This is a genomic window from Exiguobacterium sp. s39, from assembly GCF_018618925.1.
Taxonomy (GTDB): Bacteria; Bacillota; Bacilli; order Exiguobacteriales; family Exiguobacteriaceae; genus Exiguobacterium_A; species Exiguobacterium_A abrahamii.
In genome coordinates this window covers 33203-46155 of record NZ_JACSNA010000003.1, presented here as the reverse complement: position 1 = coordinate 46155, position 12953 = coordinate 33203, and the positions used below count along the sequence as shown (strand labels likewise).

Annotated in this window: 12 protein-coding genes; 3 read left to right on the top strand and 9 right to left on the bottom strand. The window is 48.4% G+C overall.

The window, feature by feature from the left end; genetic code table 11:
• Positions 1 to 48: 48 nt before the first annotated feature.
• Positions 49 to 1164 carry an NADH-dependent flavin oxidoreductase gene (locus KNQ11_RS13430; protein WP_058265686.1) on the top strand — a complete coding sequence of 372 codons (1116 nt, stop codon included), beginning with the start codon at positions 49 to 51 and terminating at the stop codon, positions 1162 to 1164.
• 415 nt (positions 1165 to 1579) lie between these two features.
• Here the strand turns inward: KNQ11_RS13430 and KNQ11_RS13425 are convergent, their stop codons facing one another.
• From KNQ11_RS13425 to KNQ11_RS13390, 8 genes are all read right to left on the bottom strand, one after another.
• Entirely contained in the window at positions 1580 to 2146 is a 567-nt protein-coding gene (locus tag KNQ11_RS13425; RefSeq protein ID WP_053452136.1) for a 3'-5' exonuclease, read from the bottom strand.
• Positions 2147 to 2254: 108 nt separating this feature from the next.
• Entirely contained in the window at positions 2255 to 3643 is a 1389-nt protein-coding gene (locus KNQ11_RS13420; RefSeq protein ID WP_149427994.1) for an MATE family efflux transporter, read from the bottom strand.
• A gap of 150 nt (positions 3644 to 3793) precedes the next feature.
• Positions 3794 to 4867: a site-2 protease family protein gene (locus KNQ11_RS13415; protein ID WP_149427993.1), complete on the bottom strand. Its 1074-nt coding sequence runs from the start codon at positions 4865 to 4867 to the stop codon at positions 3794 to 3796.
• A gap of 67 nt (positions 4868 to 4934) precedes the next feature.
• Entirely contained in the window at positions 4935 to 6206 is a 1272-nt protein-coding gene (locus KNQ11_RS13410; protein ID WP_149427992.1) for a HAMP domain-containing sensor histidine kinase, read from the bottom strand.
• A complete protein-coding gene (locus tag KNQ11_RS13405; RefSeq protein ID WP_214772252.1) occupies positions 6203 to 6886 on the bottom strand; it encodes a response regulator transcription factor in 684 nt (227 codons plus the stop codon). The genes KNQ11_RS13410 and KNQ11_RS13405 overlap by 4 nt, the downstream gene beginning before the upstream one ends.
• 19 nt (positions 6887 to 6905) lie before the next feature.
• A complete protein-coding gene (locus KNQ11_RS13400) occupies positions 6906 to 7790 on the bottom strand; it encodes a hypothetical protein (protein WP_251133431.1) in 885 nt (294 codons plus the stop codon).
• A gap of 97 nt (positions 7791 to 7887) precedes the next feature.
• Positions 7888 to 8439, bottom strand: coding sequence for a maltose acetyltransferase domain-containing protein (locus KNQ11_RS13395; protein ID WP_035395634.1), 552 nt, complete (start codon positions 8437 to 8439; stop codon positions 7888 to 7890).
• Between the two features lie 341 nt (positions 8440 to 8780).
• Positions 8781 to 9665: an SDR family oxidoreductase gene (locus tag KNQ11_RS13390; protein ID WP_214772250.1), complete on the bottom strand. Its 885-nt coding sequence runs from the start codon at positions 9663 to 9665 to the stop codon at positions 8781 to 8783.
• A gap of 131 nt (positions 9666 to 9796) precedes the next feature.
• Between KNQ11_RS13390 and KNQ11_RS13385 the strand changes: the two genes are divergently transcribed.
• The gene (locus tag KNQ11_RS13385) at positions 9797 to 10279 is read left to right on the top strand and encodes a VOC family protein (protein ID WP_214772248.1); all 483 of its coding nucleotides are present in this window, start codon (positions 9797 to 9799) and stop codon (positions 10277 to 10279) included.
• 287 nt (positions 10280 to 10566) lie between these two features.
• Here KNQ11_RS13385 and KNQ11_RS13380 read toward each other — a convergent pair whose 3' ends face one another.
• Positions 10567 to 11916 (bottom strand): FAD-dependent oxidoreductase, encoded by a 1350-nt coding sequence (locus KNQ11_RS13380; RefSeq protein WP_058713917.1) that lies wholly within the window; start codon positions 11914 to 11916, stop codon positions 10567 to 10569.
• A 410-nt stretch (positions 11917 to 12326) separates the two neighbouring features.
• On the opposite strand from KNQ11_RS13380, the gene KNQ11_RS13375 reads away from it, so the two are divergent.
• Positions 12327 to 12944, top strand: coding sequence for a YitT family protein (locus KNQ11_RS13375; protein WP_064300662.1), 618 nt, complete (start codon positions 12327 to 12329; stop codon positions 12942 to 12944).
• Positions 12945 to 12953: the final 9 nt, after the last annotated feature.

The following is a 12953-nucleotide window of genomic DNA, read 5'->3' as shown; positions in this document are numbered from 1 at the left end:
GTATACTGTCGATATTCAATTCAAGAAATTAGAGGAGGCACTTCACTCATGGCAACTCAAGCAATGTTTGAACCATTTACATTACCAAACGGTGTGACGCTGAAAAACCGCGTCTTGATGGCACCGATGACGAACTATGCGGCACAAGAGAACGGCGAAGTATCGGATGCGGAACTCGCGTACTATGCGGAACGTTCAGGCGGCGTCAGTGCGGTCATTACAGCATGTGCGAACGTCACGGCAGACGGTCAAGGATTCCCGAATGAGTTCGGTGCGCATCGTGACGATCTCGTTCCAAGTCTGAAGCGACTTGCAAAAACGATTCAAGATAAAGGCGCAAAAGCGATCTTACAAATCTTCCACGCTGGTCGCATGGCACCACCAGAACTCGTCGGTGGGCAAACAGTCAGTGCAAGTGCTGTCGCACCCGTACGTGAAGGGGCAATGACACCTCGTGCATTAGAGGCAGAAGAAGTTGAAGCAATCGTTGAAGCATTCGGTCAAGCGACACGTCGTGCGATGGAAGCTGGATTTGATGGTGTTGAGATTCACGGTGCGAACACGTACTTGATTCAACAATTCTTCTCACCACACTCAAACCGTCGCGAAGACAAATGGGGCGGTAGCTTAGAAAAACGTCTCGCCTTCCCATTAGCGGTCGTGGATGCAGTCGAAGCTGTCGCGAAACAGGATCCTTCGTTCATCGTCGGATACCGTTTCTCTCCAGAAGAGATCGAAAATCCAGGAATCACACTCGATGATACGATGCGCCTCGTCGATGAGCTGGCGAAAAAAGACCTCGATTACTTGCACGTTTCCGTGATGGACTTCTTCGCAGGTTCGATTCGTGACGAAAATGCAACGACATCACCAATCACGCTCGTCCAAGAACGTGTTGGCGAACAAGTACCTGTCATCGGTGTCGGATCGTTGCACACAGCGGACGAAGTCGAACAAGGTTTGGCTGTCGTTCCAATGATCGCCCTCGGTCGTGAACTGATCATGGAACCGAAATGGGTTGAGAAAGTCGAAGCGGGTGACCTTGCGTCAATCCGGACCGAACTTGATCCAGAAGCACAAGCAGAACTCGTCGTTCCAGATGCGTTATGGGCAGGTATCACAAGTCGTCCAGGCTGGTTCCCGATCAAACAAACAAGCAAATAATAGAACAGCATCAAAAAGCACTCTAGATCTCGTGTCTAGAGTGCTTTGAGACTGAAGGTAAAGTGCAATTTTTCTCTAACGAGAAGGATTGCGCTTTTTTGTTCGTCTCGCATCATTTTCCTGGGACAAGCATCGCGCCGCTTCGCTTCGCTGCAGGGTCGCTCTTGCTTGTTTTTCCCTAGGAAGCGATGTCGAGTGAACAAAACGCTTCTCTGATCCTTCGGTATAAAAAGAATGACGCGCCACACGCCACTCCTACAGGGAAAAGCGCATTTATGCGATGTCAGAGACAAACGAGACCCGTTTCCTGCTCGAATAGAGCGGGAAAACTGGCTTGTGTCTCGCCTGAGGAAAGGGCGTGAAAAGATGCATCATTTTTTGGAGTCAGCCCTGTTGTCTACAATTTTTTTGTTTATTAATAGGCAACCTGTCCCATCCGAACGCCACAAAACGTATGCAAGGTGACCGGATCCTGTAGATTCGTTCGTTCCAACATATCGTTTAAGAGCAAGGCACAGACGTAGGCATCCTCTTTCGCATCATGGTGCTGGAAAGAGACGTTGAGGAATTCTGCCATCGTATTCAATCGATGGTTCGGCAACCACGGATACAGTTTGCGGGATAACTTGACCGTGCAACCGTACGTGAAAGCAGGCATCTGGTACATATCGTATTTTTGAATCGCTTTTTGGAGCGCCCCCATATCAAATGATGCATTGTGGGCGACGACCAGTTGAGCACCTGCAATTAAATCGTATAAGCCATGTGCTTCCATCGCTTCAGGTAACGTCGGTGCATCGAAGACATCACTCGGACGAATTCCATGAACCCGGATGTTTCCGGCATCGAAGTTTTCTTCTGGATTGATTAAGACCTGTTTACTCTCCGTGACGCGACCGTTAGAGAGAACGGACCAACCAAACGCACAAATACTTCGGCTATTCCGATTTGCCGTTTCAAAGTCAATCGCTAATGTATACATGTAGCAGGCTCCTTTCTGTCATTCACTAGTAACAGAATACATGTTCGTATTATAGAAGTCCATCAAAAAAGACCATCTGCAAGGCAGATGATCTGATATCTCTTCCATTCACTTCGCGGTGGCGACTTTTTGTTCCTCTGCGACGTATTCCTCCGGCTTAAATAACAGAACGCGATCTTTATAGGCGAAGACAAGGGCCGTCAAGACAGCCATCGCATCAGCGATCGGGAAAGCGAACCAGACACCATTGACACCGAAGAACAGGGGTAAGATTAGGACGAGTGGAATCGTGTATAACGTTTGGCGTGACAAGGACAAGAATAAAGCGACTTTTGCTTTGGCGAGCGATTGATACATCCCGTTGACAATCATTTGAATCCCATAGACGAACGATAGAGCGAATAAGATGCGCATCGCACTCGAGCCTTCCTGCAGCAGTGTTGCTTCTTCCGTGAACAAGCCGACCCAAAAACGGGGGAACAGTTGAATCAGTAACCACAAGCTGATTGATAACGATAAGCCGTAACGGATTGCGAGTTTGATGGCAAGCGACATCCGGCTAAATTGCCGAGAACCGAAATTATACCCGACGATCGGTTGCATCCCTTGTACGATCCCCATGATCGGCATACCGACAAGCGCCATGAACTTATTGATGACCGCAAACGTCGCTAGTTCTGTCGTACCCCCGTACCGGACGAGCATGTGGTTGACGGTGATGAACAAAATCGATTGGGAGACTTGCATGATGAACGACGATGATCCGATTTGCATCATCCGAAACGTTAAACGGAAATCGGGTTTGAAAGCATTCCGATCGAGTGTTAACCCCGTTTGCCGACGTTTCGTAAAGAAGAATCGGAAAACAAGTGCAGCACCGACGATTTGCGCAACGACTGTCCCGAGTGCAGCACCTTGGATGCCCCAATCAAGACCAAAGATGAACAGAGGTGTCAGGACGATGTTGATGGCAACCGTCGTCAACATGACGCGCATCTGATAGTTCGCGCGTCCTTCTGCGCGTAACATTGCACTCGACGCCATCGTCAACATGAAGAAAGGAGATCCGATCAAGAGGACGCGTAAGAAATCGATGCTATACGGCATGATTTCATCTGTCGCTCCAAAGAGACGAAGTAACGGTTCGACGAAGATGAAAGCACTGATGATGGCGAGCATACTGATGAAGAAAACCGCTATCAAGACGTTCGCATAAGCACGACTGGCACCGTCCGTCTGTTTTTGACCAAGCCGTTGTGACGCAATCGCAGCCCCCCCGATCCCAATCGAGTTGGCGATTGCCATCAACACGAGCTGGACGGGGAAAGCGATTCCGACAGCGGCAACGGCAGCCGTACCGATGCCTTGAGCGACGAAAATCGTATCGACGATATTATAGAGTGCCGTGACGAGCATCCCGACCATTGCCGGCAAGGAGAGACTAAGTAAGAGCTGGTTGACAGGTGCTTCACCCAAACGGGCAGTGTTTTTATTCATGGAAGGAGAGCCTCCTTTTTTAGACAAGTGGTAAGTAGGGTTTTACTCAGAGTAGTCGCTTCTATGAAGAGATGCAAGAAATCACTCTAGTCAATGTGTTCGTTCCATGAAAAAAGGATGCGCCATGAAGCGCATCCGATGGAACTCGTTTTAAGATGGTGTAGGCAAGTACCCTTTCGAGTACTCGAAAGCAATGAATAAAATGGCACCGAGCGCCAAGTAAGCGAGTAAGGTGATCGTTTGTTGTTTTTTCGGCATCTGGTGATACTGGACCGACTCTTCAGCGAGTCGGAGCGGTTCGATCCGCTGATCGATTCGTCGCAACAACGCATCGTAGTCGTTCGCAGCATCATATTGATACCGTAACAGATCGTCCGCTTCCTGACGTGCCTCTTCTGGACTCGCTTGTCGCAAATCTTGTAAATCGAGACGAAGCGACCAAGCAATCGGATCGTACGTACTTTCGACCGTTTGTTCTTCCTCCACTTCCGGTGCAAGAACGACTTCAGCGTTTGCACGTTCCTGCTCCGCCTTTGCGCGTAAGACGCGTTCGCGTGCAGCACGGTATAACATCAAGGTCGATCGGTTCGCCTCATATTGTTTTGCGAACTTATACCGTTTCCAGACAGCACTGCCGCCGAAGAAAGCAATCAAGAGCAGAATCAGGCTGAAGTTCGTGATGCCGTAAGCAATCAAGGCAGCAAGACCAGCGACCCAAACGATGATCGGAAGTCCCGCAAGAATCCGTCCGCCGTCAAGCGGACTGACGGGAAGTAGGTTGAAGAGATTCAATAGAGCTCCGAGATGGAAGATGACGAGCCAAAAGTCATTTCCCGTCACAGCGTATCCAATCGCAAGCGGAATCAGGGACACAAGACCCGCGAGTGGTCCACCGTACGCAAGAATCGCTTCTTGTTTTGGTGTCCGGAACGTATCTTTGATTCCGATGACGGCTCCCATGAACGGTACGAAAATCGCGGGACCCGTTTTAAAACCGAGTCGTTTCGCAGCGAGTAGATGTCCCATCTCATGAATGAATAGGAGATAGAGCAATCCGACTCCGAACCAGACACCGAATACTTGAGCGTAAAAGAGAAGCGAAACTCCGAACGAAATCAGAGTGCCTCCAAACTTCGAAAGTTTCAATAAGGCAAGGATGACCTTTCCTTTCGTTAAGAGAAAGGCGCCGGCAACAGCAAGTCCACCCCAACGTTTTTTAGCCATCGTGAAATTCCTTCTTTCATCATGTGACGTTCTTCCTTAAGTGTACGACACAAATGTAGAAAAAGTTTCATTTAGACTGCTCGGGAATCAGATAGAAACAACTGCCATCTGGCTGACGCGCTTCACTACCGACCTGAAAATGGTGTGTCGTCGCAAGTGCAGCAGCAATCGACAATCCGAGTCCACTTCCTGAACGATCGCGTGCTGCATCAAGTCGGTAAAACCGGTCAAATAACCGGGTACGTTCTTCGTTCGTTAGAGATGTTCCTCGATCAAGAACAGCGAGTCGCTCCTTGCGCAGATGCAATTCAGGAGAAGTGGCATATTTCAGGGCGTTATCGATATAAATCGTCAAGATGCGTAGCACCGCTTCGCGATTCGCCAGGATTGTTCCAGAGGCATCAACAGGGATGATCGTCCCTGTCGCGTGATACATCCGATCAGCGAGTTCGCTCCCAAGCTCGGCTAAGTCAATCTCTTCGACAGACGTTTCTTCATAACCGAGACGAGACAGTTCGAGCATGGGCTCGATCAAGGTCGTCCGCATCGCATGCGTCTCCTGTAAGATATTTTCAATCGATTCATCAAGGACGTCCGGCTTCGTTTTGCCCCATCGCTTCAATAATTGCGCATACCCTTCGATGACGGTCAGCGGTGTCTTCATCTCATGCGAGACATCGGCGACGAACTGCCGTTGTTGTTCCATCGTCTGATCGACACGCCCAATCATCTGATTGAAGACATGACCGAGGCGACCGATCTCATCATCGCGTTCGGTCTGCACAGTCTCAAGCGTTCCAGAAGACGAGATCCGTTGCATCGTATCATTCAGTTGCCTGAGCGGGCGAAGCGTCTGATATGCAATCCAGAAGCTACTGATGAACGCGATGACGATTCCGACGACCAACACGATGGTGAAGGTCAAGATGAGTGTCGAGACCGTATCATCGACGCTTTCATCTTCGAATAAATAGGCTTGATCCTGATAGACGATACCGAACCAATCGCCAGACTTGAAAGGTTCGTTCGAGCGCGGGATACCAGGGAGGTCACTTGCTCGTACGTCTCCGTTAACGGTAGAAGAGTTGTCATCCTCTTTATCGTTTGAAATGACCCATCGTCCATCTTCGTTCGATAAGACGACGGAATCTTCATGAAGCGTCAGTAATGCCCGGACCGATGAATCATCCTCCATCAATTCCTCTGCCTGTTCAAGCTGCGTATAACGGGATTCAATCAAATGATTGCGGACGACGAAGGTCACGACGATGAACGAAAGTAACAATAAGAGTGTCGTGAAGGCGGTGACGGATAAAGCAAGTTTCGTTCGAAGCTTCATGACGTCGCCTCCCGTAGCACATACCCCACTCCACGAACGGTCTGAATCAAAGCAGGAGGGTGGGCATCGACTTTTTTCCGAAGATAACGAATGTAGACGTCGACGATATTCGTCTCGCCGAAGTAATCGTACCCCCAGACGCGATTTAGGATTTGTTCGCGTGTCAGGACATGTTCCTTGTTTTCGAGTAAATACGTCAGGAGTTCGAACTCACGTGGTGTCAAATCGAGTCGCAATTCATCGCGAAATGCTTCGTGTCGATCAAGGTCGAGTACAAGATCAGCGAACTGTAACGTGCGCGATGCGTTATTCGTTGAAGCCGGAGTGCGGAGTAACGCCCGGATCCGGGCAAGGAGTTCCTCCATCTCGAACGGTTTCGTCACATAATCATTCGCACCAAGATCGAGTCCTGCGACTTTATCGTAAACTTCTCCACGTGCTGTTAGCATAATGACGGGGACATGAATGCCTTTTCCGCGGAGCCTGCGCAACACCTCGAAGCCGCTCAGCTCCGGCATCATCACGTCGAGTAAGACGAGATCAACCGAATGCTCAGCGGCAGCGAGACCATCTTTTCCGTTAGAGGCGACACGTGTCGCGTACCCGGCATATTGGAGTTCGAGTTCAAGGAGGCGTGCGATTTTCGCATCGTCCTCAACGATTAAGATGGTGGTTGGCATAAACATCCTCCTTTAATGATCATTCATCGATTTCTGTTACTTCGTCTGACGCGTTCAACTCAAGTTTGACGGAACCACCGACGCGGACGTCATCATCTTGTTCCATGTTTGATGCACGAGAGTATGACTTTTGTGCACCGTTTTGTTCGATGATGATCTCTTGATTCGTTATTTTAGCGAGCGTGCCGCGGACTTCTTGCTCCCGTGCATCGTCACGGTCTTCGTCGCGTGTAGCATTACGATCCTCGTCGTCATCGTCACGGTCGATTTCACGGACTTGACCGTCCGCATTCAATTCGATTTTTACGATATCCCCAGATTTCGCAGCGTCGCGTTCCGCACGATCCGCAATCGCGTAGACCGTCTCTTGTCCATCTTGTTCGAGTGTCAATTCACTTTGTGATAGGGCACGAAGGATGCCGTATCGTTCATTCGCATCATCCGATGAATCATCTGAGCGATTGCCATCGTCCTCTCGGTCATTCCGATCATCTTGATCTTCTCGCTCAAGTTCCGTGATTTGCTGATTCGCATTCAGATCGATTTTGACCCAATCGCCTTCTTGCACGGCTTCGCGTTCGACTGACGAAGCAAAGTCATACGTCTGAGTGTCACCGTTGACGTCAATCGTCATCGAACGATCCGATACTTTTTGCAATGTGCCTTCGATTTCTTGATCGTCACGCATCGAAGCAGGAAGCTTTTGTTCGACTTGGCGCGAAGCAGCTTCGACTTTTTGCTCTGCCTGCTGTGAAGTGGTGACCGTCGAGTTGACGAGAGAGTGTCCTGGACCTGTGAAGAGAAGAAACGCTCCGGCTCCTGTTAAGACTGTACCCGTTACGGCAAGTGTAGCGATTCCTTTTTTGAAACGTTTATTCCCTTTATCTGTTCGTTTTTCAGTCATGATGATGTCCTCCTTTAGTAGTGGCTGTTGTTCTTATACATAGAATAACCAGACCATGTGAAAGGAAGCTGAGGAACAGATTAGAATTTGATGAGAATTAGATTGTTTTGATGACTCGGGCTGGATTTCCACCGACGACGCTGTTTGCCGGTACATCCTTGACGACGACACTACCTGAGGCGATGACAGCATTATCTCCGATCGTCACACCGGGATTGATGACCGCACGTCCACCGATCCAGACATTATTTCCGATGACGACCGGTTTTCCGAATTCATAACCGCTGTTGCGCTCGACAGGATCGAGTGGATGGGTCGCAGTATAGATATGTACTCCTGGAGCAAGCATGCAGTTGTCACCAATCGTAATCGGGCAAATATCGAGCAAGACACAGTCATAATTGGCATAAAAGCGAGCCCCTAATGTGATGTTATAGCCATAATCACATTTAAAGGTCGGTTCAATGTAAAAGTCGGCTTGCTCCGTCTGGAATAATTGTTGAAGAAGTGCTTTCCGTTTAGTCCCATCATGAACACTCAATTGATTGAACTCATAACAGAGCGATTGTGCTCGGATACGGTCAGCTACGAGTTCCGGATCTTGTGCTAAGTAGAGTTCCCCTTGAATCATCTTTTCTTTTTCAGTCATCTGATTCACTCCTTCATCGTTAATACTTTCATTAGACTAAATGGTACCCGGTGATGCAACTGATATCCCGTTAAGATATACGTAAAGGGGGCTGACTCAAAAAAGAGTGACTCGTCTTTTCACGCCCTTTCCTCAGGCGAGACACAAGCCAGCTTTCCTGCTTTCTTCAGCAGGAAAGCGGGTCTTGTTTGTCTCTGACAGCGCAAAAATGCGCTTTTTCCTGTAGGAGTCGCGTGTAACGAGCACTTCTTTTTTTACGAGAAAAGGGTGGCAGATTATCATTCTGCCACCCTGGTCTTTGTAGAAACTGACTTTTGAGTCATTCCCGTCAAATGCAATTCTTATGCTAATTCGATTCCGCCTGTGACACCATAGATTTGCGCTGTAACATAGCTCGCAGCGTCTGAAGCGAGGAAAACATACACATCCGACAGTTCGACCGGTTGACCACTGCGCTTCAGTGGTGTTTCCTGTCCGAACTCTGGAATGTTCTCGCTTGGCTGACCGCCCGAGATTTGAAGTGGTGTCCAAATCGGACCAGGTGCGACGGAGTTGACACGGATTCCTTTTGGCGCGACTTGTTTAGCGAGTCCGCGCGTGAACCCGTTGATGGCAAACTTCGTCGATGCATAATCCAAGAGGTTCGCGCTTGGGTTGTATCCTTGAACGGATGTCGTCGTGATGATCGAAGCCCCTTCTTTTAAGAGTGGCAAGGCTGCTTTGACGACCCAGAAAAGGGAGAAGACATTGATTTCGTATGTCTTACGTAATTGCTCCGTTGACAGGTCGAGAATATCTTCGACAGCTTGTTGTTTACCAGCGACAAGTGCCAAAATGTCGAGCCCGCCGAGCGATTTGTGTGCTTCTTTGACGAGTTGTCCACAGAACGATTCATCACTTAAATCACCAGGTAAGAGATATGCTTTTTGTCCCGCTGCTTCAACGAGTGCTTTGACCTCTTCAGCATCCTGTTGTTCTTCTGGTAAGTAGTTGAGCACGATGTCAGCCCCTTCACGAGCGTAGGCGATTGCTGCTGCTCGGCCGATGCCGGAGTCGCCACCCGTAATCAGTGCTTTTTTGCCGATCAATTTGCCAGAGCCTTTATAACTCTCTTCGCCACAATCGGGAACAGGTTCCATTTTTGCTTGAACCGCTGGTGCGTCCTGATATTGTTTTGGGAAATCGTCATTGAAGTATTGGGTTAACGGATTTTTCGATGCAGCCATGTAAACATTCCTCCTGAAAGTTGGTTTTGGTATAGGGTGTATGTTCCCTCAACAGGTCGGATTAAACGTTTCTGATGATAGTAAATTTGGAAATTGATGGTTTACACTAGAAAAAAAGGAGTGTGAAGAAGATGATTACTGGACTGTATGAAGCTCATTTACCGGTCAAAGAACTTGAACGATCGATTGTCTTTTACGAAAAATTAGGTCTAGCATGTGCGTTCCGAAATGAACGCGTCGCTTTCTTTTGGATCGAGCATGGCAAGAGTTGGTTAGGTTTATGGAGAGCTGGTCAAGCCGAGTTACCGTATCATCCATCGATTCGACATGTGGCGTTTCGGATGGAGCAAGAAAATATCGATAAAGCACAGGACTGGTTAAAGGAGAGAGGGATTGAAGTCCGATCCGCCTTTGGTGTAGCGGCAGCCGATCAACCGCTTGTTCTCGATAACCATCCACATGCGCACGCGGCGATCTACTTCGAGGATCCAGATGGCAATTCGCTCGAATTGATTGCACCGTTACGCTTTGATATGGAAACAGTGAATGGCACGATGCCGTATCAAGACTGGCAACATCTATTTGAGACTGAATCGGAGAAAAAGACGATATAACTGGTGTCTTCAGTCTAAAACGGGGCTGACTCAAAAGTCAGTCTCTACAAAGATAAGTGTGGCAGAATGATGATCTGCCATCCTTATCTCGTAACAAAAAGAATGACGCGTCACACGCCACTCCTACAGGAACAAGCGCATTTATGCGCTGTCAGAGACGAACAAGACCCGCTTTCCTGCTTCAACGAAGCAGGAAAACTGGCTTGTGTCTCGCCTGAGGAAAGGGCGTGAAAAGACGCGTCATTCTTTTTTTAAGTCAGCCTCATTTGATTGATCGTGTAATGCGCTTAGACACGAGCGGATTGACGCTCATTCATCGCTTGCAGAGCTGCTTGATTCAGCAAGTTCCACGGTTTGTTGTAGTGCGGTTGGAAGAAGAAGTCGACGAAAGCGAGCTCTTCAAGTGTCATATCATTTTGAATCGCGACTGACAGTGTGTTCATCGCTTGTGTCAAATCCACTTTTGAGATGATTTGTGCACCGACGACACGATGGGTTGCTGTCTCGAAGACGAGCTTCAATTGGACGTCTTCTGCTGTTGGCATGAACTCTGGGCGATACGCATCTGTGACTGTCGTGCTACTCACTTCGAGTCCGAACAAGGGTGCCGCTTCTTCTGTCAAACCAGTCGACGCGATGTTCAAATCATATAGGCGAAGACCAGATGTGCCTTGTGTTCCTTGGTAACGAATCTTTGGTGCGCGTAAGTTTTTACCGATTAATGTTCCCATCCGGACAGCATTCGTTGCGAGTGGAATATAGGCATGTGTCCGAGCTGGATTGTAATAGACGGCACAGCTGTCACCAGCAGCAAAGATGTTCGGGTTGCTTGTCCGCATATAATCGTCAACGATGATGGCACCGTTCGGTAGCATGTCGACCTGTCCTTTTAAGAGTTCCGTACTTGGGCGGAAACCGACACAGAGAATGACGAGGTCCGTTTCAAACGTTCCTTTGTCTGTGACGACGTGTGTCACGGCGCCGTTTTCCCCTTTGAAGCTTTGGACGGTTTGTCCGAGTTCGAGGCGAATACCACGGTCTGTCAATTCACGTTCGATGACGTCAGTGAACGAGCGGTCGAGGTATTTGTTGAGAATGCGATCCGCACTATCGATGAACGTGACGTCTTTTCCGTATGCTTCAAACGCTTCGACGAGTTCAGCACCGATATACCCTGCACCAACGACTGTGATCCGCTCTGCATCTGTCGCTTTTTCAATGATTGTTTGAGCGTGGTGATAGTTTTTACAGAGCTCGATCTGATTCAATTCGATGCCGGGAAGCATCGGAATGATTGGCCATGATCCAGTCGTCATGATGAGTTTATCGTACGTATCGTGAACGACTTCACCAGTCATGAGGTTTTTCGCAACGATCGTTTGGCGTTCACTATCGATTTCAAGTACATCATGTTTCAGACGCATCTCAGCGCCGAGTTCAGCGAGTTCACTTGGTGATGAGTAGAAAAGCGATTCCGCATGTTTGACGACACCACCGACGTGAAGCGCGATTCCACAAGAGAGAAACGATACATTGTCATTCCGCTCATAAACGGTGATCTCGACGTCTTGTTGTGAAGCGAGTTCTTTGACTGCTGCTGTTCCTGCGTGTGTACATCCGATGACTGCTACTTTCATGGGTAAAGTCTCCTTTGTGTTTTGTTTGTGATAAATATCACATTCATTTGATATACTTAGTGTAATCATTCACAAGGTCGTTTTCAAGTAGTTTGTTCAACATTGAGCATAATCTTGTCTAAATTGTGAATGAGTGAGCAAAAGTGTTTGGATTATGTGAAGAATGCGTAAAACTGTTTTAGTTACTGAAATTCGGGTTATAATGAAAATAGATTTTTAATGAAGGGGTGGAAACCGATGGATACCGAGAGGACCAATCATCTATTCAGCTTACCTGATTTTTAGCAGTACCGGTCATAACGAACAGACGGTAATGGCTTATAAAAATCAGGGAGAGCGAAAATAGATGAATACCCAAACGGGACGTATAAAACCTCTCCCACGATGTAAACGGGAGAGGACAATAAAACATGAAACGAATCGCAACCATCTTAACCGGGACGCTGATCATGGCGTTCGGTTACTACACATTGAATGAACAGTTCGGATTAGCAGAAGGCGGCTTTATCGGATTATCGTTGCTCGGTCGATACTTTTTTGATATCAATCCTTCGATCTCAATGATCGTGCTCGATATTCCATTTTTCATCGGTGCCTTGTACTTCAAAGGGAAACGTTTCGTCAGCGAAGCGTTACTCTCAGCAGGTGCGTTATCAGTCTTTTATGAGATGTGGCACCGACTCGATTTGTTCCACTTTCCAGAACAGGCTTGGCCAGCGACGCTCATCGCAGCGATCGCTAGCGGAATCGTGACCGGATATGGTCTCGGACTTGTTTTGAAAAGTGGAGCGGCAACAGGTGGAGACGATTTGCTATCGATGGGACTCAGCAAACTGACAGGTCTATCGATCGGAACGATCTTGTTCGGACTCGATGCCATCGTGTTAGTGATCTCACTCGTCTATCTGCCGCTCAGCTTAACGTTATATACGTTACTGGCTGTAGCGATCGCTGGACGTGTCGTGGCTGTCATGACACGGGAGCCTGTCATCGTACCGGCACCTGTCGTACAAAAAGTCACGCAGTGAGACAGATGA